At 52.0% G+C, this 21,596-nt stretch carries 20 protein-coding genes and 1 pseudogene; 12 read left to right on the forward strand and 9 right to left on the reverse strand.

What is annotated here, in order from left to right; genetic code table 11:
* Positions 1-38: 38 nt before the first annotated feature.
* The gene (locus ABD931_RS23350; protein WP_345270434.1) at positions 39-1,502 is read right to left on the reverse strand and encodes an L-lactate permease; all 1,464 of its coding nucleotides are present in this window, start codon (positions 1,500-1,502) and stop codon (positions 39-41) included.
* Between the two features lie 103 nt (positions 1,503-1,605).
* Here ABD931_RS23350 and ABD931_RS23355 point away from each other — a divergent pair, with 103 nt between their 5' ends.
* Positions 1,606-2,898 carry an MFS transporter gene (locus ABD931_RS23355; RefSeq protein ID WP_345270435.1) on the forward strand — a complete coding sequence of 431 codons (1,293 nt, stop codon included), beginning with the start codon at positions 1,606-1,608 and terminating at the stop codon, positions 2,896-2,898.
* Positions 2,899-2,962: 64 nt separating this feature from the next.
* Positions 2,963-4,000, forward strand: a complete 1,038-nt coding sequence (locus tag ABD931_RS23360) for an aldo/keto reductase (protein WP_345270436.1) — start codon at positions 2,963-2,965, stop codon at positions 3,998-4,000.
* Between the two features lie 101 nt (positions 4,001-4,101).
* On the opposite strand, the gene ABD931_RS23365 is transcribed toward ABD931_RS23360, so the two are convergent.
* Complete coding sequence (locus ABD931_RS23365) at positions 4,102-4,416, reverse strand: plasmid stabilization protein (protein ID WP_345270437.1); 315 nt, start codon at positions 4,414-4,416, stop codon at positions 4,102-4,104.
* 127 nt (positions 4,417-4,543) lie between these two features.
* The gene (locus tag ABD931_RS23370; protein WP_345270438.1) at positions 4,544-5,524 is read right to left on the reverse strand and encodes an NAD(P)-dependent alcohol dehydrogenase; all 981 of its coding nucleotides are present in this window, start codon (positions 5,522-5,524) and stop codon (positions 4,544-4,546) included.
* A gap of 276 nt (positions 5,525-5,800) precedes the next feature.
* Between ABD931_RS23370 and ABD931_RS23375 the strand changes: the two genes are divergently transcribed.
* Both ABD931_RS23375 and ABD931_RS23380 read left to right on the forward strand, forming a co-directional pair.
* Complete coding sequence (locus ABD931_RS23375; RefSeq protein WP_345270439.1) at positions 5,801-6,691, forward strand: dienelactone hydrolase family protein; 891 nt, start codon at positions 5,801-5,803, stop codon at positions 6,689-6,691.
* A 92-nt stretch (positions 6,692-6,783) separates the two neighbouring features.
* Positions 6,784-7,809: an alcohol dehydrogenase catalytic domain-containing protein gene (locus ABD931_RS23380; protein ID WP_345270440.1), complete on the forward strand. Its 1,026-nt coding sequence runs from the start codon at positions 6,784-6,786 to the stop codon at positions 7,807-7,809.
* Here ABD931_RS23380 and ABD931_RS23385 read toward each other — a convergent pair whose 3' ends face one another.
* The 4 genes from ABD931_RS23385 to ABD931_RS23400 form a co-directional block, all read right to left on the reverse strand.
* Positions 7,810-8,157, reverse strand: a complete 348-nt coding sequence (locus ABD931_RS23385; RefSeq protein ID WP_345270441.1) for a DUF3024 domain-containing protein — start codon at positions 8,155-8,157, stop codon at positions 7,810-7,812.
* A 149-nt stretch (positions 8,158-8,306) separates the two neighbouring features.
* Positions 8,307-9,944: an SMP-30/gluconolactonase/LRE family protein gene (locus ABD931_RS23390; RefSeq protein ID WP_345270442.1), complete on the reverse strand. Its 1,638-nt coding sequence runs from the start codon at positions 9,942-9,944 to the stop codon at positions 8,307-8,309.
* Between the two features lie 12 nt (positions 9,945-9,956).
* Positions 9,957-10,436: a GlcG/HbpS family heme-binding protein gene (locus tag ABD931_RS23395; RefSeq protein ID WP_345270443.1), complete on the reverse strand. Its 480-nt coding sequence runs from the start codon at positions 10,434-10,436 to the stop codon at positions 9,957-9,959.
* Between the two features lie 72 nt (positions 10,437-10,508).
* Positions 10,509-11,504: a YHS domain-containing (seleno)protein gene (locus tag ABD931_RS23400; protein WP_345270444.1), complete on the reverse strand. Its 996-nt coding sequence runs from the start codon at positions 11,502-11,504 to the stop codon at positions 10,509-10,511.
* A 210-nt stretch (positions 11,505-11,714) separates the two neighbouring features.
* Between ABD931_RS23400 and vap15 the strand changes: the two genes are divergently transcribed.
* The 7 genes and pseudogenes from vap15 (at position 11,715) to ABD931_RS23435 (ending at position 17,592) form a co-directional block, all read left to right on the forward strand.
* Positions 11,715-11,948 (forward strand): type II toxin-antitoxin system VapB15 family antitoxin, encoded by a 234-nt coding sequence (gene vap15, locus ABD931_RS23405; RefSeq protein ID WP_345270445.1) that lies wholly within the window; start codon positions 11,715-11,717, stop codon positions 11,946-11,948.
* Positions 11,926-12,357, forward strand: a complete 432-nt coding sequence (locus ABD931_RS23410; protein WP_345270446.1) for a putative toxin-antitoxin system toxin component, PIN family — start codon at positions 11,926-11,928, stop codon at positions 12,355-12,357. The genes vap15 and ABD931_RS23410 overlap by 23 nt, the downstream gene beginning before the upstream one ends.
* 21 nt (positions 12,358-12,378) lie before the next feature.
* Positions 12,379-12,681, forward strand: a pseudogene (locus tag ABD931_RS23415) (putative immunity protein); the annotation flags it as partial.
* A 412-nt stretch (positions 12,682-13,093) separates the two neighbouring features.
* The gene (locus ABD931_RS23420; protein WP_345270447.1) at positions 13,094-14,125 is read left to right on the forward strand and encodes a DNA cytosine methyltransferase; all 1,032 of its coding nucleotides are present in this window, start codon (positions 13,094-13,096) and stop codon (positions 14,123-14,125) included.
* On the forward strand, positions 14,100-15,116 hold the full coding sequence (locus ABD931_RS23425; RefSeq protein WP_345270448.1) for a BsuBI/PstI family type II restriction endonuclease: 1,017 nt from the start codon (positions 14,100-14,102) through the stop codon (positions 15,114-15,116). Before ABD931_RS23420 ends, ABD931_RS23425 begins: the two co-directional genes overlap by 26 nt.
* Before the next feature lie 199 nt (positions 15,117-15,315).
* The gene (locus ABD931_RS23430) at positions 15,316-16,989 is read left to right on the forward strand and encodes a tetratricopeptide repeat protein (protein WP_345270449.1); all 1,674 of its coding nucleotides are present in this window, start codon (positions 15,316-15,318) and stop codon (positions 16,987-16,989) included.
* A gap of 288 nt (positions 16,990-17,277) precedes the next feature.
* Complete coding sequence (locus tag ABD931_RS23435; RefSeq protein WP_345270450.1) at positions 17,278-17,592, forward strand: nucleotidyltransferase family protein; 315 nt, start codon at positions 17,278-17,280, stop codon at positions 17,590-17,592.
* Positions 17,593-17,711: 119 nt separating this feature from the next.
* On the opposite strand, the gene ABD931_RS23440 is transcribed toward ABD931_RS23435, so the two are convergent.
* Both ABD931_RS23440 and ABD931_RS23445 read right to left on the reverse strand, forming a co-directional pair.
* The gene (locus ABD931_RS23440) at positions 17,712-18,218 is read right to left on the reverse strand and encodes a DinB family protein (protein ID WP_345270451.1); all 507 of its coding nucleotides are present in this window, start codon (positions 18,216-18,218) and stop codon (positions 17,712-17,714) included.
* A gap of 185 nt (positions 18,219-18,403) precedes the next feature.
* Complete coding sequence (locus tag ABD931_RS23445; RefSeq protein WP_345270452.1) at positions 18,404-18,910, reverse strand: YHS domain-containing (seleno)protein; 507 nt, start codon at positions 18,908-18,910, stop codon at positions 18,404-18,406.
* 327 nt (positions 18,911-19,237) lie between these two features.
* Between ABD931_RS23445 and ABD931_RS23450 the strand changes: the two genes are divergently transcribed.
* Positions 19,238-21,595 (forward strand): ATP-binding protein, encoded by a 2,358-nt coding sequence (locus ABD931_RS23450; protein WP_345270453.1) that lies wholly within the window; start codon positions 19,238-19,240, stop codon positions 21,593-21,595.
* The last annotated feature ends 1 nt before the right edge of the window (position 21,596 follow it).

Here is a 21,596-nt window from a genome sequence, read left to right on the forward strand (position 1 = left end):
CCTGACTTTGTTACAGAACCCTACTTTGGCGGTATCCGTCAGGTCTGCAGCCACAGCCAGCCGCACAGACCGGCAACCAGGCCGGCCGCAACCGCCGGGAACAGGTTGTTTTTCAGGATCTGCTTATAGTCGCTGACGTTGGCGACCGTGGCTGCGGCAATGATGTTGAACAGGCAGATGCCGTTGCCCAGCGAGCCCCCGCAGAGTTGCAGCGACAGGATCAGCGACGCATCCAGCCCCAGGTTTTGGGCGGTCTGGAGCTGGGCTGCCCCGAAAACCAGGTTGGAGACGGTGGTACTGCCGGTGATAAAGGCCCCAACAATGCCCAGCAGGGGCGCAAACAACACATACAGGGAACCGGTTTGCTGTAACATCCCCGACAGGTAGTCGACCATCGAAGGCCGGTCGGTGCCGGAGTTGACCATAAGCTGGGAGATGGCAATGGCCGGGTAGAGGATGATAAAGACCGAGCCTGTTTTCTTCAGGATGGTGTTCAGGTAAAACTCGCGGCTGCGCCTGGACCACATCACGCCCAGCCCGACCACCACAAACGGAATCAGCGGCACCACCAGCGGCTTAAAGGTAGCGTCGATGCTGGTCGACAGCAGGTTATGCAGTTCCCACTCCCAGTTGATGAGTTCATCCAGGGGGGGGAGCAGTTTCGGCAGCAACAGCAGGGCAATAAGCGCCAGGTAGGGTATCCAGGGTTTTACAGGAATTGGCTGTTTGCCCTGTTTCAGAACCAGGGCCGACAGGATCAGCATGGAAACGGCCGCCAGAATAATGCTGAACTCCCCGGCGAAGAACGAAAACAGGATCAGCGGACCCACAAAGAAGGCGTACATCAGAAAAATCTGTTTCGGGTACCCGAGATCGCCGGTTTGTTGCCGGAAGAGCCGGAGAATGAACAGCAGCAGCACCAGGCCGGCTACGGAAATAATGATGGATGCGTAGCGGTAAATGGCTGATACCATAGCCGGCGGCAAGTCGAGCGGCAACTGAAAGCCGGTCAGTACGGGCGTACCCACCGCGCCGGCTATACCCACCAGGCTGTTCAGCAGCAGCACGGCCGACAGGGCCAGCACTGCATCGAACCCCAGAGCCATCAGCAGCAGCGGCACAATGGTGCCGGGGGTACCAAAGCCCGCTACACCCTCAAAAAAGGCGGTCAGGCCAATAGCCACCAGGAAAAAGCTGATCTCTTTGGCCGGGTGAATCTGCTGCATCGACGCGCTGATGTCGCGGATATACCCGGTACCATCCATCACGCGGTACAAAAACATGGCGCCGAACACAATCATCAGAATCGTCAGCGACGAGAGCAGGGCGGTAATCAGCGAGGCCAGAAAATAAGCCACCGGGGCCTGCCACACAAAGAACAGGACTGCGGTGACGATAAAGCTGACGCTCACCGCCAGCGTCAGGCTGCGCCAGAGGGAGAGCACAATCAGCACCAGCAGGGGCAGTAAAGCAAGTAGTGAATAGAGCAGGGATGTTTGCATATGTCAGTAACTACAGACAAAGCCAAACGGCTTATAATCTGACCCGCACAGAGTAAAAGAGCCATGATTGTTGGTTTTAGCAGCAGTGTAACTCCCTACCCTGATGCCAACAAATCCGGAAACAACCCTGGCCAGAGCCCGCTGGTACCGCCTGATCCCGATTGCGTTTATTACCTATAGCCTGGCTTATCTGGACCGGGCCAATTTTGGCTTTGGTGCCGCCGGCGGCATGGCCGAAGACCTGGGCATTACCCCGTCCATGTCGTCGCTGCTGGGCTCCCTGTTTTTTCTGGGCTACTTCTTTTTTCAGGTGCCCGGTGCCATCTACGCCGAGAAGCGCAGCGCCCGAACGCTTATTTTCTGGTCGCTGATCCTGTGGGGTGGTCTGGCGATGGCCACCGGTATTATCAGTAACATCAACGCCCTGATCGTCATTCGGTTTATGCTGGGGGTGGTGGAGAGTGCCGTCATGCCGGCCATGCTGCTGTTTCTGAGCCGGTGGTTCACTAAAGCCGAGCGCTCGCGGGCCAATACATTTCTGATTCTGGGCAATCCGGCCACCATCCTGTGGATGTCGGTGCTGTCGGGCTACCTGATCAATGCCGTAGGCTGGCGGTGGATGTTTATCTGGGAAGGGCTACCGGCCATTATCTGGGCGTTTTTCTGGTGGCGGCTGGTGCAGGACAAACCCAAAGACGCCCCCTGGCTGAGCAATTCGGAAAAGCAGGCGCTGGAAGCCAGACTCCAGCAGGAGCAGCAGGGCATAAAGCCGGTGAAGAATTATGCCGAAGCGTTTAAATCCCGCATTGTGATGCTGCTCAGCCTGCAATACGCCCTCTGGAGCATTGGCGTCTACGGCTTTGTGATGTGGCTGCCGTCCATCCTGAATGCCGCGCCGAACATGAATATCGTCAAAACCGGCTGGCTCTCGGCGGTGCCCTATGTGCTGGCGATCATCGGCATGCTGAGTGCCTCGTATTTCTCCGACAAGACCCTGAACCGCAAAGCCTTTGTCTGGCCGTTTCTGCTGATCGGGGCCGTCGCCTTCTACGGCTCCTATCTGCTGGGTACCCAGAATTTCTGGTTGTCTTTTGTGCTGCTGATCATTGCCGGTGGCGCCATGTACGCACCCTACGGCCCCTTCTTCGCCATCATCCCGGAGATCCTGCCGAAGAATGTAGCCGGTGGCGCGATGGCGCTAATCAACAGTTTCGGGGCGTTAGGTTCATTTGTAGGTGCGTACATTGTGGGCTACCTGAACGGCACCACCGGCGGCTTCGGCGCGTCGTACATGTTCATGGCCGGCTCGCTGCTGTTGTCGGCGATTATTACGGTGGTGGCGGTAAAGCAACCGGGGGCGGCAATACAGCCTGCACCAGCTAAAGTAAGTTTGTAGCGGACAATACCGTATGCTCAGGGCAGTTGATTATGGATGGCCGGCTGCGTAGCTTGCGGCCGCTATGGAATACAGACAACTGGGAGCATCGGGCCTGCAGGTGCCGGTGCTTAGTTTTGGAACCGCCACGTTCGGGGGCGGCAACGATTTTTTTAAAGCCTGGGGCAGCACCCAGGTAGAAGAGGCCACCCGGCTGGTTAACCAATGCCTGGATGCCGGCGTCAACCTGTTCGACACGGCCGATGTGTACTCACAGGGCCTGTCGGAGGAGATTCTGGGGAAAGCCCTTACCGGTCTGCGCGATCGGGTACTGATCTCCACCAAAGCTACCTTCCCGTTTGGCCACGGCCCAAACAGCATGGGCTCCTCGCGCTACCGGCTCTTCCGGCAATGCGAAAGCAGTCTGAAACGGCTCAACACCGATTACATCGACATCTACCACATGCACGGCTTCGATGGGGTTACGCCCGTAGAAGAAACCCTGCGGGCGCTGGATGATCTGGTGCAGAGCGGCAAAGTGCGCTACATTGCCTGCTCCAACTTTTCGGGCTGGCACCTGATGAAGTCGCTGGCGGTTTCGGAGCGGTATGGCTGGCACCGGTACGTGGCGCATCAGGTGTACTATTCGCTGGTGAATCGGGATTACGAATGGGAACTGATGCCGCTGGGTATCGACCAGGGTGTAGGTGCACTCGTCTGGAGCCCGCTGGCCGGTGGCCGGTTAGGCGGCAAATATGGCCGCAACAAGCCCGCTCCGACGGAAGGCCGGGTGGTGGAAGGCGGCAGTCCGGTGCCGCAGAAGGTGGTTGCCGAAGAGACGTTTTACCAGATTACCGATGCCCTGGAGGAGATTGCCGCCGAAACGGGTAAGTCCATCGCGCAGGTCGCCCTCAACTGGGTATTGCAGCGGCCCACGGTCTCCAGCATCATCATTGGCGCCCGCAACGAAGAGCAGCTTCAGCAGAACCTGGAGGCTGTCGGCTGGAACCTGACCACCGACCAGATCAAAAAACTGGATGCCGCCAGCGAAGAACCGCCCATCTATCCCTACTGGCACCAGCGCAACAACACGAAGCTGAACCCTATTCCGACGTTTTATTAAAAAGAAGGCGGATGCTCGCACCCCCGCCCGTCTCGCATTGCAAATGCGGACGAGCGGGGGTGCGACAAAACATCGGTACGTTTCGTTTCCGACCCCGTTCGTTATTTTGCCTTAGACGCTGCGTTGCGCTTGCGTGTTTCGGCGGCTTTCTTAGCCGATGCCGAGCGTTGTTCTGGTGTACGGGCGGCTGAAGCCGCCCCGCCTTTTTTACCTCCGGCCTTCGCCGGTTCCCGGTTTTCGGCTTTACCTCGCCCGGAACCGCTCTTTTTGCCACCACCCGATGTTTTGTTCACCGTAGCCCAGGCCCGGCGCTCCGCTTCCTCTTCGGCTACGCCCTGCTTCTCGTAGCCCTCTTCAATGTGTTCGGCCTGCCGCTTCTGTTTGTCGGTATACGCCGATTTGTCTCCTCTTGGCATGACTTTACCTGTTTACGTTAATAGATGCAGATGCATTTTTCTGACGTATATAACATATCGGCATCCAATAGGTTTTCCGGATAGATAGATTACTGATTCAGCGCGTTTTTGGTGCGGGCACAAGCACCTACATGCGGATGACGACATTACCCGTCTTTTGGCCACTCGCTACAAAGCGGTAGGCCTCGGCTATGTCCTCCAGCGGATAGGTTCGATCAATTACTGGTTTGAACTGTTTCTGTTCCATCAACCGGTTGAGCAGCGTAAGACTCCGCTTTATATCGGACGGGATTGGGAACAGCACTTTTTTGGTGCCTTGCCGGCCGGGTAGCTGCCCCGCCAGAGCCGTAGTGAGGGGTAAATAAATATTCTCCCAGTTGGGGCCGAGTTCCGATGAACTGTAAATGCCACCGGGCAGCAACAAGGGCTTACACTGCCCAAAGGAACTTTTACCGACGGTATCGAAAACAAAATGATACTGCTGCCTGTCTTTGGTGAAATCCTCCGTCATATAATCGATCACCCGATCAGCACCCAATGATTTTACCAGCGCAAGGTTTTTGGTGTTACAGACGGCCGTGACCTCCGCCCCGAAATATTTCAAGAGTTGAACAGCCGCCGAACCAATGGCACCCGTCGCCCCATTGACCAGTACGCGTTGTCCGGGTTTGAGATCCACTTTATTGATAAAGTTATAGGCATAGTGGGCACCTTCCGGACTGGCGGCCGCCTGCTCATACGTAAACTGGTCGGGTATGGTGGTTATTGCCTTATCGGCGGCCAGCGTCATGTATTGGGCATGAGACGCTAAGCCGTTATCCTGGAAACCCCACACCCGGTCCCCCACCTTGAATGCCGTTACGTTCTTGCCGACGGCTTCAATCTGACCGGCAAAGTCGGTGCCGGTAATCGACAATGCAGGGGTGAAGAGGCCGGTAAAAAACCGGATAATGAATGGCTTTCCCCACAGAATGCCACAATCGGTGCGGTTGACGGTGGCGGCAACAACCCGGATCAGTACATCGTTGTCGCCGGGTATCGGTTTGTCTGTCTCCCTGATCTGTAACACATCGGGAGAACCGTAGGTTGAGCGAAAGGCTGCTTTCATCGAAGAATGGCGGAGTTGTTATGCCGAATGTATCGGTTTTCTCCGTTGAAAATCAATAAATTCAGGCGGAAAATCCAGTTTGTGTACCTGGCTCAGTCCTATGCAATTTATCTGGCAACGTATAAACCTTTCTTTCCGGTAACTTCAGTAGTCTCTGCGACTACGAACCGCAACAGCAAAACCGGCGTCAGCAACAAATCAGTATATTCAGGGCAAGCAATGCCTTTGCAATAGCGTATGATTACCGAACCCCGGAACAACCATAAACACACAGCCATGAGCGAAATCAGAAAAGAAGATATTAAACAGGAAGTGTTTGACCTGTACGACGATTATGCCCACAACCGCATCGACCGGCGGGAGTTTGCGCAGCGCCTGTCGGCCTATGCCGCCGGCGGTATTACGGTAGCGTCGCTGATGAGTTTTTTGATGCCGGATTACCAGGGTGCCATTCAGGTGAAGGCTGATGATCCGCGTTTAAAATCAGACTACGTTACATATCCCTCGCCCAAGGGGGGCGGCACCATCAAAGCCCTGCTGTCGATGCCCGCCGACGCCCAAAAGCCCCTGGGCGGCATTGTCGTCGTCCACGAAAACCGGGGTCTGAACCCCCACATTGCCGATGTGGCCCGCCGGGCAGCCCTGGCCGGCTTTGTGTCGATTGCGCCGGATGCCTTGAGTCCCCTGGGCGGGTATCCGGGTACGGACGATGCCGGACGGGAACTGCAAAGCAAACGGAACCGCGATGAAATGCTGGAAGACTTTATTGCCGCCTACGACTATCTGAAGGCCAGTAAGGCCGTTAACGGCAAAATTGGGGTGGTCGGGTTCTGCTTTGGCGGGTGGATTGCCAACATGATGGCCGTACGCCTGCCGGGCTTAGCGGCTTCGGTGCCGTTCTACGGCGGTCAGCCCGCTGCGGGGGATGTGCCCAGCATAAAGGCCCCGCTGCTGGTGCACTATGCCGCCCTGGATACGCGGGTGAACGAAGGCTGGCCGGCGTACGAAGCCGCCCTGAAGGCCAGCAACAAAGAATACACGATGCATATGTATCCGGATACCAACCACGGCTTCCATAACGATACCACGCCCCGGTACGACAAGGCGGCTGCCGAACTGGCCTGGAAACGGACCGTCGACTTTTTCCGGGAGAAACTAAAATCCTGAAGAGCGCAGGCCGGTTGCATTGCCGCCCCCTGATCGGTAGACCGGGTCAACACCGGCCGGCGTAACAGGAACGAGCCGACATCAGACAGCCTATGGTAGAACGACAGGTATACCGAATGCCCAAAGCGGGCTCCATCAACGACTTAACCCGCCAGCCCGACACCTTGCCCCAGCCCGGAGCCGACGAAGTATGTGTGCAGGTAAAAGCCATCGGCCTGAATTTTGCCGACATCTTTGCTATGCAGGGCCTGTACAGCGCCACCCCGAAAGGGGCATTTATACCGGGGCTGGAGTTTGCGGGCGAGGTGCTGGCTGTGGGCGAAGCCGTGCAGGACCTTAAGCCCGGCGACCGCGTAATGGGGGCGACCCGCTTTGGCGGGTATGTGTCGCACCTTAACATCCACCATCGCTACGTGGTGCCGCTGCCGGCCGACTGGAGTTTTGAAGAAGGGGCCGGTTTTCTGGTGCAGGGGCTCACCGCCTATTATGCCCTCACGGAACTGGGCAATCTGCAACGCGGCATGACGGTGCTGATTCACAGCGCAGCCGGGGGGGTGGGCATTCTGGCCAACCGCATCTGCAAAAAATACGATGCCTACACTATCGGGACCGTAGGCAGCGCCGGTAAGGTTGCGTTTTTGCAGCAGGAAGAAGCCTATGATGCTGTGATTGTGCGGGATAAGGATTTCTACGGCAAGCTGAAACAGGCCCTGGGCGAGCGCCCGCTGCTGCTGATTATGGAGTGCATCGGCGGCAAAATCCTGATGCAGGGCTGGAAGGCAATGGCCTCTACGGGCCGCATGGTAGTTTACGGCAATGCCAGTTTTACCACCCACGGCGACAAACCCAATTACCTGCAATTGTACTGGCGCTACCTGAAACGCCCCCAGATAGACCCGCTGCGGCTGCCCACCCAGAACAAATCGCTGATGGGGTTCAACCTCATCTACCTCTACGAGCAGACGGATCTGTTGCACAGTATGTTACGCGAGTTACAGGCCTTACAACTCAGGCCCCAGCACGTTGGCCAAGTCTATCCCTTCGACCAGATGCACCAGGCCATCCGCCAGTTTCAGCAGGGGAAGACGGTTGGGAAGGTTGTGGTGACGGTGCCGTAACTACCCTTTAAAGCAGTGGTATTTGTCTTCGTCGACCAGCTCCAGAAACCGCTTCAGGTTGCTGACTTTCGGTTTAGGCTCATAGAGGGTCCACTTTAGATTGCCCCGCATCCAGTATACTTTCCATTTGTTTTCGCTCTTCACGAACGTTGTCTTTGCGTAGTCCAGCTCCAGCTTTACCGCAGGATTCATAAAACTGGGGCGAATCTCGAACAGAATAATGCTCTGATTGTCGATCCGGTACCCAATGTCGAGTTGATCCCGGATTGATTGCGACGGGCGAATGCGCTCAATGTAATTCTCCATCAGTTCAATGATGTCAAGGGTTTTGACGGGGTCGAGGGCCATAGCAGGTAAAGGGGTAATACGTATGGGTTGGGGATTGCTCCCAGCTGCAAATGTAATGTAGCAACCCCATAACCCGCTAACATAAAAACCGCTCAGTTCAGAAAACTTGAGCGGTTTTAGGATGATTCGCAGACAAACTTCAAGCCGGCTCACAACGCCGTTTTTCCCCCACTACTTAGCCGAATTCGGTAGAGACCGGTGCGGGCGGCCAGGTACAGCGTTTTTCCGTCGGCATCGCCGAAGGCGAAGTTGGCAGGCAACTCCGGGCTTTTCAGCGTACCCAGGTGCTTGCCGGCGGGCGAAATAATCCAGACGCCACCGGGGCCGGAGACAAACAGGTTGCCTTGATTATCGACTTTCAGGCCGTCGAGGGCTTCTTCTTCGGGAGCCTGGTTCATGTTGAAAAAAACCTTGCCGTTGACCAGTGAACCATCCGACTTTACCTCATACCGCATAATGACTTTGGTGGTGCGGATGTCGGTAATGTCCCAGTTGTCGACGTACAGGTATTTTTCGTCCGGCGAGAAGGCCAGTCCGTTCGGGCCTTTCAGGTCAGTGCTGACGAGCTTGACCTGTCCGTTGATGACGCAGTACACACCGGAGAACGACAGCTCTTTGCGCGGGTCGTCGAAGAACTTCGGCAGGCCGTAGGGTGGGTCGGTGAAGTAGAGCGCACCGTCGGAGCGGTAGGTCAGGTCGTTGGGGCTGTTGAACCGCTTGCCCTGGTGATTGTCGGCTAGCACCGTAAGTACACCGTTCTTCTCGATGCGGGTGACGCGCCGGTTGCCGTGTTCACAGATGGTCAGCCGGCCTTCTTTGTCGAAGGCCAGGCCGTTGGAGCCGGGTTGTGAGTACTGCCCGATGTCGAAACCGGTGTAGCCGCTCTTGGTGCGGTAGATGAAGACGTTCCCGTCGGGCGAGTAGCCGTAGATGACGTTGGCGTTCGGGTCACTAAAGTTCAGAAAGCCTTCCGGATTCCAGGCCGGCCCTTCCAGAAACTGAAAGCCACCGGCCAGCTTCTCCACTTTGGTGCCGGGTGCGATAATCCGGTCCAGCGCGGGGTCCACTCTCACGACTTCGCCCAGATTCTGCCAGGCCGGATTTTTGGGTGGCGTTTTGTAGAAGTCGAGCGTGGCCGAGCGAATCCAGATAAAGTTGTCCGGCAGGTCCGACAACGGCCCGTTTACCCCAAACACCGCCAACTGAATCTGCTGACCGGGCTGCACGTTACGGCCAATTACCACCCGATTGCGGGCGTTATAGCCCTTCACGACCGTACCGCCCGACTGCCCGTAGGTTTTCGGCAGTGTCCCGTTCACCCAAACCTCGGCGTAATCGTCCAGCACAATCTCGAATACAACGGTGGAACCCGTCGGGTCGAAGCTACCGATTCTGGCGGGAATGGTCACATTAATCCGGTACCAGTTGAACGCCAGCCGCCCGGTCGACCGCCGATGGTCGAGGGTGGTGGGGTCCAGCACTTCCCATTGCGAATCATCGAAGTGGAGGCCACCCGCTTTCGGCAGGTAGTCGTTCGTTTTGATGGAAGGCCCCGACGGCTTCAGGTCGGCACCGGGTGCGCGGAAATCAACCTCGGTCAGCCTTACATCGCTGTAGCGCCAGGTACCGTTGACCAGCTTCGTGCCCTCGTGCGTGGCCAGATTGACCACCGCATCCGGCTTACCCACCGCCAGCTCTACCGATTCCTGCGCGTACAGCACCGGTCGAAAAGTCGCCACCAGGCTGACCAGGACGAGGACGTCTCGTAGTGTAGAAAAGGTCATCATCATCGCCGGTGGTTACTGGTTAAACGTGGTCTTTGCACCCGCCAGCGCAATTTCTTCATCCTGCTGCGCACTGGCCGAGCCACTGACGCCGATGGCTCCCACCACCACACCGTCGAGGGTAATGGGTACGCCACCAATGAGCATGGTATAACCCACCGTAATCAGGGGCGTCCGGCCGCCGACGATAGACTCTTCCAGTTTGCGCGAGGGCGTTTTGAACATCGCCGACGTATGTGCCTTATCGTAAGCAATCAGGGCCGATGCGGCAAAGGTGTTATCCAGCCGTTCGAGGTAAATCAGTTCTCCGCCGGCATCTACGATGGCGATGGAGCCGCCGGGTGCTTTGGCGGTAACGGCGAACTGACGGGCGGTAGCGGCAATCTTTTTGGCGGCATCCAGCGTCAGCACTTTGGTGGTTGCTACCTGGGCCTGCGCCGAAAACGACAGTCCGGCGATGAGTGAAATCGTAACAAGTTTGATGAATGCATTCATGGTATGATATGGTTTAAAAAGAGGAAGGTTATGGGCAGGGACATCCACGGGAATCCCTGCTCGTGGTGACGATTATTTGGCGGGGGCATCGTAGCCTTTCTGCTTACCGGCCCGCTTTTTGACCAGACCCGGCCAGTTGGTATCGGCTTTGCGGGTGTTGCCGTCGGTGTCTTTGTTGAAGAGGTCGTAGGCTTCTTTGGTGTGTTGCAGCAGCAGACGGCCGTCGACAAACTGGAAGATGGTCGGGTCGATGGGCCGCAGCTTGTTCACGCTCACGGCATAGGCGCAGTAGCCGCCGTATTGCGGCTGGTATTTGGCCGGCTCGGCGTCGAACAGGTTCTTGTGCTCGGCGGAGGCAAAGTAGTAGGTAGCGCCGTCGTAGCGCGACTGGTAGTCGGGGCTGCCCATCACCGGCTTGTTGTCGGTGAAATACGCCACCGGGTCATAGCCGCTCAGGATAACACCGTCGCCGTTGACGTTCTCCAGGTACTGGGCCTCTTCGTCGGTGCGAATCTGTTTGCCGTGGTTCTTCACCACCAGCGGCCAGTATTTATCGGCTTTCACCAGGTTGCCCTGTACGTCTTTGTTCCAGCCGTTAACCGCCTTCTGATTATGCTGAATCACCAGCCGATCGTTCACGATGCTGAACGTGTTCACATCAATGGGTGCCGTGCGGCCCAGCGACACGGCGTAGGCGCAGTACCCGCCGAACTGCGGCTCGTACTTGTCCGGGTTACTCTCGAACAGTTTTTTATGGTCGGCGGAGGCAAAGTAGTAGATAGCGCCCTTGTGTTTGGTTTGAATATCGGCGCTGCCTTTCACCGGTTTGTTGTCCGTAAAGAACGCAACCGGGTCGTAGCCGTCCAGAATCACGCCATCGGCGTTCAGGTTGAGAAAATTGTCCGGCTGGGCGTAGGCGTGAGAGCCCGTCAGCAGCGCAGCGAGGCTCAGCAGGTACACGTGCAGGATGGTCCGTAGCCAAGCCTGCGCGGTGCCGGTCCCTGCCAAAGCATGGGCATTGTGCAGTGTAGAAAATATGGTGTTGACGTTTTGTTTTTGGTGTGCCAAGCTGTTTTCAAATCCAATGCCGGGGATGGCTGAGTGGTTAATTGGTTGATTAGTGATTAGTTAATGGGTTGTAGGGTAGGTGAGTGATACGTTGTCAATCCTGAAATGGCGGGATATTCACGAAAGAGGTTTGGCTCGCTGCCCTGTTGGCCGGCGTCAAACCAACTGAATCTTACATTGGTTTTTGTATATTGGGGCAAGTAAACAATCATGAAAGCAGACCTTAACATATCACTCACATTCCGGCAGATTATGGAGTTGGTAAGGCAACTCCCAACCGCGCAAAAAATCCGGCTAACCAGGGAGTTGGAAAAAGAAGCGATTGGAACCAGGCTTTCCCAAATTCTTCAATCGTTTAGGACCGACGAACTCTCCCAAGAACTCATCGACGAGGAAGTGGAGGCTGTACGACAAGAACTTTATGAGCGGTCGAAAAAGCAGTAAGGTCATTTTCGACAAAAACATCTGGATTAGCTTTCTGATTGGTAAACGGCTGCAAACCATCAAAGACCTGATTGCTGCTCAACAAATTGTCATTGTACTATCTGAGCAACTCTTACTGGAACTGCAACTAGTGGCAGAGAGGCCAAAACTTAGGAAGCATTTTCCCGCACAAAAGGTGGAGGAGCTCTTTACGTTTCTACGGACAGTTGGGCAAATTTATCAACCGGCCAACAAAAATCAATTGAGCAGAGACCCTAAAGACAATTTCCTGCTTGATTTGGCTGAAACGGCTAAAGCAGACTATTTGGTTACGGGAGACAAAGATTTGCTGGTATTGAACCCTTTCAAGAAAACCCAAATCGTGACACCTGCAGATTTTGAGGTGGCGGTGACTAAAACCAGTCGGTGACAGGCGGTTTGCTCCTATGCCAGAGCCCACCAGGGAGCTTTTGCGGCCAATGCTGCGGCCAGGGGAATGCCTGATGCTGCCCGGTTTGCCGCCCTGGCAGCGGGACAAGCCGTGGCGGTAGCTCACGTGGCGGCTCATGAACTGGGTGCGGCTGCCTACGCCATCAGAGCGGTACGGGCGTCCGTTGACGAACATGAGCAGGAGAGCATGGGACGATCAGAATGTCAACGGCAGCGGGACCAGCTTCCGGATGCTATTCGTGAACTTGTTCTTGATGACCAAAGATTAAGGAATCACCTATGCTGGTTTGTATTTAGTTGCTGACATAGCGTCAAACGATACTTCAAATGAATAACACAAGAAAACAGCAGCTAATACAATTTTGTGTTAAACAGGCTGATACACAGACATTAAGCTCGTTCAGTAGTTACTTGGCTACAACGACCGTAGGGACGGACAGCATCAAAACTGAGGTGGTAATCCGTAAATGAGCGACCTAAAATTACACAGAGCTAAGGCCCTCTTTGACTCGTTGAACCTGAAATAGGAGTAACTTACCCTCTGAAATAATTTTTCGGCAGAGTAGGCTTTTTGGATAAATACGACATCAGAAGTACTATGCTTTCTTGGCAAAGTGCAAATAAATACAAAAAGTACGACAAAACTTTCGCATATTTACGAGTTACCGCCAATGCTAAGAAACCGTAAACACAACAAAAATTCGTAACTTTGAAGAATGGAATATTGGGAAGAAATAAATAAAAAACTGAAACCTTGGATTGACACTGATTTGAATAAAACAGTGGTTGACCTTTTTGCAGGTTGCGGTGGACTTTCCCTTGGTTTTGAAGCTAATGGATTTAAAACTATTGGCTATGAAATGGACGAACAAGCAACCAATACATACAACAAAAACTTAATTGGAGAGTGCTTCAATGAAAAGTTAACAGTTGAAACAATTTACCCGAAAGCTGATATTGTGATTGGTGGCCCACCTTGCCAACCATTTAGTGTTGGCGGAAAACAACTTGGCTTAAAAGATTCAAGAGACGGATTTCCGATTTTTCTGTCAGCAATAAGACAGCTTGACCCAGAAGTGTTGCTTTTTGAAAATGTTCGGGGAATGCTTTACAAAAATAAATGGTATTTAAAAGAAGTGATTGAAGAACTTGAAAGTTTAGGTTATTACATAAATTATGCCCTTTTAAACGCAGTAAACTATGAAGTTCCACAAAACAGAGAACGAGTTATTGTTATAGGCTCAAAGCAAAAAATCAATCTTCCAAGAAAGGTAAACCGAAAGGTAACAGCAGGTCAAGCATTAGGAGAACTTGCATTTCAATATAATGAAGACTCTAAGTTTTTCACAGAATCTATGGACAGATACGTTGCTAATTATGAAAAAGCCTCAAAATGTATCAACCCAAGAGATTTATACTTAGACAGACCAGCAAGAACTTTGACTTGCAGGAATTTAGCAGGTGCAACGGGAGATATGCACCGAGTGAGATTAAAAGACGGACGCAGACGCAGAATTACGGTTCGTGAAGCTGCAAGACTTCAAAGTTTTCCCGATTGGTTTGAGTTTTCAGGTACAGAAACTCATCAATACAATCAAATTGGCAACGCTGTTGCACCAAATTTTGCCTATCATTTGGCTTTAAATATCAAAAGATACTTGATGGACGAAGTAGAAAATCATTATGTAATCACAGAAAACGAACAATTAAAATTATTTGAGAATGAAGCAGTATATCAGTCCCGATAATTCAAAAACATTTAGCGAAAAAGCACCACAGGTTCAGGAACTGATAAATACCACGCTTTACATCCTTGACACTTTTGGGATTCCTTTAGATGCCACGCCAAGAAGATTGGAAAGAATGGTAATTGCATTTTTAGCAAGTGGCGACATTAAAAAGATTGCAGACTTCAAAAAGGCAAAAGACTTGAATAGTGGTTACGCTCTCAAAACAAGAGATATTATCATTTACGTGAACAACCATTTTGGAGAAAATATTAGTTCAGGCTCTTATGATGATATTCGGAGAAAAGACCTAAAACTACTAACAGTTGCAGAAGTAGTCTTGCAATCAAGCCCAAATTCAGCGACTAACGATTCAACACGTGGCTACTCAATCAATCCAACTTACGCTGAACTTATAAGAAATTATGGCTCAAAAGATTGGGAGAAAATGGTGTCTGAAAAATTAAAGAATATTGAGCCGTTAAGAAAAAAACTGAAAAGAGAAAGAGAAATCGCAAAAGTTAATGTTACACTTCCATCAGGTGGTGAACTGACTTTTTCGGCAGGAGAACATAACGACTTACAAAAAGCAATTATAGAAGACTTTTTGCCAAGATATGGACACGGTGCGGAAGTGCTTTATGTAGGAGACACATCTGACAAATATCTTTATCTTGAAAAAGATAAACTTGAAGAACTGAATTTCTTTGAGATTTCACACGAAGAATTGCCAGATGTAATTGCCTATTCAAAGAAAAAGAATTGGCTCTATTTGATTGAAGCAGTTCACTCCTCGGGTCCGATAAGTGAACTTAGGTTAATCCAACTTCAAAAACTTACTAAGGACTGCAAAGCTGACATTGTTTATGTGACAGCATTTTTGAATAGACCAAAGTTTAGGCAATTTATGACAGATATTGCTTGGGAAACAGAAGTATGGATAGCCGACAATCCTGACCATTTAGTGCATTTCAATGGAGACAAATTTCTCGGACCATATAAACCTGAATAAAAAAGCACTAGGCGGTAACATCACCTATACGCAAGCAGGGGTTTTGTGCTTCGTTGGACAGGAAAGTAGTAAAATTAAAGTTCAGTTCTTCGTAGGTAGTTTAGTGGTAAAAATCCCTGCCTGCGTATAGCTGAGAACCGTTGGTGGCAACCCAGACGCAAACTTACTAAAGTGTCGAGAAGTACTTAAACTCTTTTCAATGAAAAAGATATTCTTATTTCCAATTTTCATTTTGCTGCTTTTGCTTCATTCTTGCAAGCAAAAAGATGCAAGTCCTTCAAAAGAGTTAATCAATGAAATAAAACTTAAAAGAGGAGAAGTTATTTCATGTGGTGCTCTGGATAAGCAATTCGGAACGATGGAATTTGAAACTTCGTCAGGCGAAAATGTAAAGGAAGATTTTACTCTTGCTGTAAAGTTGCTTCATTCGTTTGAATATGATGAAGCAGAAAAAGCTTTCGCAAAAGTGATTGACAAAGAACCCGCTTGTGCAATTGCCTATTGGGGAGTAGCCATGTCTAATTTCCATCCGCTTTGGACACCGCCTACAGAAAGTGAACTGCAAAAGGGTGCGAAAGCAATCCAAATAGCCCAATCACTAAAAAAATCAAAAAGAGAAGCTGCCTATATTAATGCGATTGCTGCTTTTTATAAAAATTGGGGAAAGACTGACCATAAAACCCGTTGCCTCAATTTTGAAAAAGGCATGGAAACCGTTTACAAAAATTATCCTGACGATAAAGAGGCTTCTGTTTTTTATGCTTTATCACTTAATGCCGCTGCTGACCCAATGGATAAATCGTTCAGAAAACAAAAAAAAGCAGGCGACATTTTAAATGCGCTTTATCCGGGACAACCCAATCATCCCGGAATTGCACATTATCTCATACATACTTACGATTATCCTGAACTTGCGGAACTTGGTTTGCCTGCTGCAAGAAAATATGCTTCTGTTGCTCCTTCATCAGCGCATGCTTTGCATATGCCATCACATATTTTTACAAGGCTAGGACTATGGGATGAATGCATTCATTCAAATAGCGTTTCTGTATCATCTGCGCAATGCTATGCCCAGGCAGCAGGTATCAAAGGTCATTGGGATGAAGAACTCCATGGATTGGATTATCTTAGTTATGCCTACCTGCAAAAAGGTGAAAATGATTCTGCAAAACAACAATGGGATTACTTAAAAACAATAAAGGAAGTTTCTCCATTGAATTTTAAGGTTGCCTATGCTTTCGCTGCAATACCATCCCGTTTTGTGTTGGAAAATAAAATGTGGCAGGAAGCTGCAAATCTTGAAGTAACTTCAGCTGTTCCATGGAAGAAATTTCCATGGCAGGAAGCCATTGTTCACTTTACCCGTTTAGTAGGTTCTGTTCATACTAATAATCTCATTTCGGCAAATGATGAACTAAAAGCCCTTAACCGTATTCATGATACTTTAATGACTCAAAAAGACATTTATAAAGCCAATCAGGTAGCCATACAAATAAAAACTTCTGAAGCATGGATACGGTTGAAAGAAGGAAAGAGTAGTAAAGCACTAAAGCTTATGCAACTTGCTGCAGACATGGAAGATAAAACCGAAAAACATCCTGTAACACCAGGTGAAGTTATTCCGGCAAGAGAATTATTTGGAGATATGTTGTTGCAACTGAATATGCCAATGAAAGCTTTAGAAGCTTATGAGGCAGATTTAAAAAAACATCCAAACCGGTTTAATGCAATTTATGGAGCAGGTTTGGCAGCACAAAAAAGCGGTAACACGCAAAAAAGTAAATTCTATTTCCAACAATTGTTGAATGTTGCAGGCAAAGGAACTTCAAACAGGTCTGAATTGACTAAAGCAAAACAGTTCTTGAAAAGGTAAACTGCGTTGCCGAGCAGCTTTAAACGTGAAGGGCTGCCACCAACATGGGGTTTTGTGCAAGCAGGGCTTGACGGAATAACAATCAGCAGCGGTAATTCTGCTGTGCTGTGGTTCGCGGCTCGACGAATAAAGCCCAGCTTCAGTTCTTAATATTTAACTTTATCAAAATGCCGGGCAGCAGTTCCGGCGGACGGAATTCTAATTCCCCACCATCGGCAATACCTGCTCCGTTGAAGGTAAATTTTCTCACACAAACTCTCAAAATATTTATTTGTGTTTTTCGGCCAAATGACGACAAAGGAAAATATATTATCAACACTGCGAGCGTATAAACCAGAACTGTCCAAATTTGGCGTTTCTACTATTGGTCTTTTCGGCTCGTATTTGTATGACAATCAGTCGAGAAAAAGCGATATTGATATATTGATAGATTTTGAGCCTGACAAGGAAAACTTTGAAAACTTTATGGCTGTATACGATATAGTTGAAGGCCTTTTTGAGGATGAAAAAATTGAAATTGTAACTAAAAACGGATTGAGTAAACACATCAGACCTAAAATTCTAAACGAAGTGCTGTATATATATAAGGAACCGGTAGAGTAAGGTGGAGTTCCATACAGTGGAGCAGTAAGGCAGGTAGGAGACTAACAAAAAAGCAGCTCCCCACCAGAAGCTGCTATCACGTTAACAGTTGTGAATGGTGCGGTTATATCATTTTTGTCTTACCCCTTGCGGTTCTGGTACTGGACGGTTGAGTAGGCGACGCCGAAATTGGGCGGCAGCGTGAGGTGTGAGAACTCGGCTTCCAGGCCAATCCGGATAATGGCCATGTGGTGAATGGCGTGCTCAATGTTGTACAGCAACTCCCGGTAGAAGGTGGTCGACAGCGACACGTCCGTTTCGGCATCGGGGGAGTACGAGGCTTCCATGGTCAATACCTGGTCGTGCGGAGTGGCTTCTACCAGCACCGACATCGCCCGGAGTTTGGCAATGGCCGATTGGGTGTCGGTTTCCAGCGCCAGATCGCGGTTGCGCCGGTCGTAGTTCAACTGGCCGGTGTGCAGGCCGCTCAGCACCAGGTCGTAAAACTCGATGATGTGCCGCATGTGCTTGCCTATGGAATTGTGAAACAGCAACTCCAGCGGCCGGGTGTACTCCTCGTTGGTGAGTTTCTCCGTCATGCCGATTAACTGCCCGAAAATCTCGGCCGATACGTCCTGTAGTTTCATGGTGAAGGTTGTTTATGCGGAAAATATCCGCCTGTAAGATTATTCTAAGTCAGTAATTTAGATGTCGTATTCAGACTTGCAAACTTCCGGTTGGTCAGTCGCAACGAAGAACCAACGAAGTGATGCCCTCTCAAAATCCGCAATCCCAACGGCGAACCGTCCCAAATCCCCAATCCGAAATTGAATTATTTGCTGGCAACGGCTTTGCTCCAGTTTACGTCGGCTTTCTTTTGCAGATTGGCTTCGTCGCGGTTCCACTTTGGGAGCGTGTTGTTGAACGTCGAGTGGTAGAACAGGTAGAGTTTGCCGTCTTTAATCTTAAACGTTTCCGGGTCAATCTCCACCTTCTCGCCGGTAGCGCCCATGGCGTAGGCACACCAGCCGCCGTAGGTGGGTTCGTACTTGTCGGGTGATTTCTGAAAAGCGTCCAGGTTGGCCTGGCTGGCAAAGCGGTAGGTAATGTTTTTGTAGGTCAGCGCGTGCTGCGGCAGCCCCTTCACGGCTTTGTTGCTGACGAAGTACGCCACCGGGTCGTAGCCCTGAATGGCCAGGCCTTTCTCGACGTTGAAATGCTTTTGCCGCGTAGGTACGTCGGACTGAGCCTGGCAGCTTACCGCAATCAGGATGTTAATCAGGATGACTACGGCGACGCCTGCGGTCAGTTTTCCGGCGGGGCGATGAAGAAAGGTCATGATTGATTCCGTTTTGGTTGTTGCCCACAACAAGCCAAACGTTGTGCCATGCCGGCCCATCTTTCCCAAAAACGCCTTACCAGTGGCAAAACCGTGGTTTTTTCCTGATTGAAACCCCGTGTGGTGAACCGAAAAAATTACGATATTTCGTAGTGCTCACGAAATGTCGTGACCTGTGCCGGTCTTTTGTCGGCGGCCGTCGGCGTAACCCGTCCGAAAATAAGGGTTATCACTGTCTACAGGCCGTTTTTAGCTGCTCCTGCGCCTGTTCGTAAAACAGGAATGAATCTTGATATATCTGTTGCAATCCCTTTTACCGGTTCCGGTATGCTATCTGAACAGAACACGCACGCACGAATACTCCGGTTGTCGCATTTCACCGTCGAGAACGCCCAGGAAGCTATTTTGCTGCTGGACCGCAACGGCCGGGTGTACCGTGCCAACCGGGCAGCCGCGCACCTGCTGGACTATCCCCTGGCTGCATTCGCGACGCTGCATTTTTCCGACTTCTGCGTCGACTGTACACCGGCACGTTACACCCACCTGTGGCAGGAACTGAGGCAGACCAGCACCATCCGGTTTGAATCCCATCTGCGCCGGCCGGACGGCACCGAACTGCCGGGCGAAATCGGCCTGAATTTCATTGCTTTTGAGGGTGACGAATACCTCTGCTGCTTTGTCCGCGACATTACCGAACGCAGTCAGCTCGACGAAACGCTGCGGCTCATTTCCGAAGCCACCGCCGGCGACACGGGTATGGACTTCTTTCAGTCGCTGGTTCGTAACATCACCGTCACGCTGAACGTCCGCTTTGCGCTGGTCACCGAGTGCGCCAACGTGGAGAAAACGCGGGTCCGCACACTGGCCTACGCCGAAGCAACCACCATCCTGGAGAATGTGGAGTATGATTTGGAAGGTACGCCGTGTAGTATTGTGATGCAGGGCCGCGATTTCTATTATCCCTACGATGTCGAACTGAACTTTGCCAGGGATGTCGGTATTGAATCGTACCTGGGGGTGCCCATTTACGACAAAGCCGGGGAGGTGATTGGCCACATCGCCATCTGCGACCGGCGGCCCATGCTGAACCAGCAGAAGTATACCTGCATCCTCAAGATTTTTGCCGCCCGGTCCGGGGCCGAAATCCAGCGGAAGGTGGCCGAAGATCGGCTCCGTCAGACGCAGGAGCAACTGGAAACGACCGTGGTGGAGCGGACGCAGGAGTTGCAGCAGGCGAAAGAAGCCGCAGAAGCTGCCAACCGGGCCAAGAGCGAGTTTCTGGCCAACATGAGCCATGAGCTGCGCACCCCGCTGAACGGCATTCTGGGGTACACGCAGTTGTTCCGCCGGGATGAGTCCCTGACCGGGCAGCAGGTAAAGGGCATCAACATCATTCATAACTGCGCCGAAAACCTGCTGGTGCTCATCAACGATGTGCTGGATTTAGCCAAGATTGAAGCCCGCAAACTGGAGGTAGACCGGAAGCCGTTCAGCCTGGCCGATCTGCTCCAGAACATCTCGAACCTGATTCGGGTGAAGGCCGAGCAGAAGAACCTGAGCTTCTTCTGCCAGCATTTGGCCGAACTGCCCCCGCTGGTGCTCGGCGACGAGCGGAAGCTCCGGCAAATCCTGCTCAATCTGCTGGGCAATGCCGTGAAGTTTACCGAAAAAGGAGGCATTACGTTGAAAGTGGGGTACGAAGCCGATACCCCGGAGTGGATTTCGTTTCAGATTGACGATACCGGTATCGGCATTCCGGCCGATAAGCTGGACGCTATTTTCCTGCCGTTTCAGCAGGTGCGTGACCCCGGCTATTTTGCGGAAGGCACCGGCCTGGGCCTGACTATCACCGACAAACTGGTCCGGCTGCTGGGCGGAGAGCTAACCGTAACCAGTACGCCCGGCAAAGGCAGCCGGTTTACCCTGCGGCTGGCGTTGCCGGCGGTCCGGTCACTGGTGCCGTCTGTGTCGGTTCCCGCGCTGCACCGGACCGTCATCGGCTACGAAGGCCTCCGGCGTACCATTCTGATTGCCGACGACCATTGGGAAAACCGGTCGGTGCTGACCAGCCTGCTCAACTCGCTGGGGTTCTCTACCGTCGAGGCCGGCAACGGGGCCGAAGCGGTCACGAAGGCGCAGGAGACCCGGCCGGATTTGATTCTGATGGACCTGGTGATGCCCTACCTGAACGGGTTTGAAGCCGTGCGGAAGCTCAAAAAGCTGCGTCGCTCCACCAATGTCAAAATCATCGCCGTGTCGGCCAGTATCCTCGACAACAGCGAACAACTGAGCCTCGACGCGGGCTGCGATGCCTTTCTGTCGAAACCCGTTCATCTCGACCATCTGCTCGACGGCATCCGGCAGCACCTCGGGCTGACCTGGACGTATACCTCCCGGCCCGGCAACGGGTATGCATCCCCGGAAAATACCCTCTGGAAACCCGCACCCGGGTCACCGGGTACGGACGTGCTTTGCCCACCGGCCGCTCAGGTCGAGGAATTGTATTCGACGGCGCTGCTCGGCGATATTCAGGGAGTACTTAACCGGCTGAACTCCTTGGATCCGGAGCGCTTCCCGACGTTTGTGTCGACCGTTCGGGGCCTGGCGGGGCAGTTTGATATGAAAACCATGCGCGAGTACCTCAAGAACTGCCTGTCCAGCCAGTCCCCTTCCGGAGCCAACTAAC

It is taken from the genome of Nibrella viscosa (assembly GCF_039541875.1).
Taxonomy (GTDB): domain Bacteria; phylum Bacteroidota; class Bacteroidia; order Cytophagales; family Spirosomataceae; genus Nibrella; species Nibrella viscosa.

What these genes read in the sequence shown, in the direction of transcription:
- ABD931_RS23350 (WP_345270434.1), bottom strand. Translation starts at nt 1,502, where the DNA reads ATGCAAACATCCCTGCTCTATTCACTACTTGCTTTACTGCCCCTGCTG.
- ABD931_RS23355 (WP_345270435.1), top strand. Translation starts at nt 1,606, where the DNA reads ATGCCAACAAATCCGGAAACAACCCTGGCCAGAGCCCGCTGGTACCGC.
- ABD931_RS23360 (WP_345270436.1), top strand. Translation starts at nt 2,963, where the DNA reads ATGGAATACAGACAACTGGGAGCATCGGGCCTGCAGGTGCCGGTGCTT.
- ABD931_RS23365 (WP_345270437.1), bottom strand. Translation starts at nt 4,416, where the DNA reads ATGCCAAGAGGAGACAAATCGGCGTATACCGACAAACAGAAGCGGCAG.
- ABD931_RS23370 (WP_345270438.1), bottom strand. Translation starts at nt 5,524, where the DNA reads ATGAAAGCAGCCTTTCGCTCAACCTACGGTTCTCCCGATGTGTTACAG.
- ABD931_RS23375 (WP_345270439.1), top strand. Translation starts at nt 5,801, where the DNA reads ATGAGCGAAATCAGAAAAGAAGATATTAAACAGGAAGTGTTTGACCTG.
- ABD931_RS23380 (WP_345270440.1), top strand. Translation starts at nt 6,784, where the DNA reads ATGGTAGAACGACAGGTATACCGAATGCCCAAAGCGGGCTCCATCAAC.
- ABD931_RS23385 (WP_345270441.1), bottom strand. Translation starts at nt 8,157, where the DNA reads ATGGCCCTCGACCCCGTCAAAACCCTTGACATCATTGAACTGATGGAG.
- ABD931_RS23390 (WP_345270442.1), bottom strand. Translation starts at nt 9,944, where the DNA reads ATGATGACCTTTTCTACACTACGAGACGTCCTCGTCCTGGTCAGCCTG.
- ABD931_RS23395 (WP_345270443.1), bottom strand. Translation starts at nt 10,436, where the DNA reads ATGAATGCATTCATCAAACTTGTTACGATTTCACTCATCGCCGGACTG.
- vap15 (WP_345270445.1), top strand. Translation starts at nt 11,715, where the DNA reads ATGAAAGCAGACCTTAACATATCACTCACATTCCGGCAGATTATGGAG.
- ABD931_RS23410 (WP_345270446.1), top strand. Translation starts at nt 11,926, where the DNA reads ATGAGCGGTCGAAAAAGCAGTAAGGTCATTTTCGACAAAAACATCTGG.
- ABD931_RS23420 (WP_345270447.1), top strand. Translation starts at nt 13,094, where the DNA reads ATGGAATATTGGGAAGAAATAAATAAAAAACTGAAACCTTGGATTGAC.
- ABD931_RS23425 (WP_345270448.1), top strand. Translation starts at nt 14,100, where the DNA reads ATGAAGCAGTATATCAGTCCCGATAATTCAAAAACATTTAGCGAAAAA.
- ABD931_RS23430 (WP_345270449.1), top strand. Translation starts at nt 15,316, where the DNA reads ATGAAAAAGATATTCTTATTTCCAATTTTCATTTTGCTGCTTTTGCTT.
- ABD931_RS23435 (WP_345270450.1), top strand. Translation starts at nt 17,278, where the DNA reads ATGACGACAAAGGAAAATATATTATCAACACTGCGAGCGTATAAACCA.
- ABD931_RS23440 (WP_345270451.1), bottom strand. Translation starts at nt 18,218, where the DNA reads ATGAAACTACAGGACGTATCGGCCGAGATTTTCGGGCAGTTAATCGGC.
- ABD931_RS23445 (WP_345270452.1), bottom strand. Translation starts at nt 18,910, where the DNA reads ATGACCTTTCTTCATCGCCCCGCCGGAAAACTGACCGCAGGCGTCGCC.
- ABD931_RS23450 (WP_345270453.1), top strand. Translation starts at nt 19,238, where the DNA reads ATGCTATCTGAACAGAACACGCACGCACGAATACTCCGGTTGTCGCAT.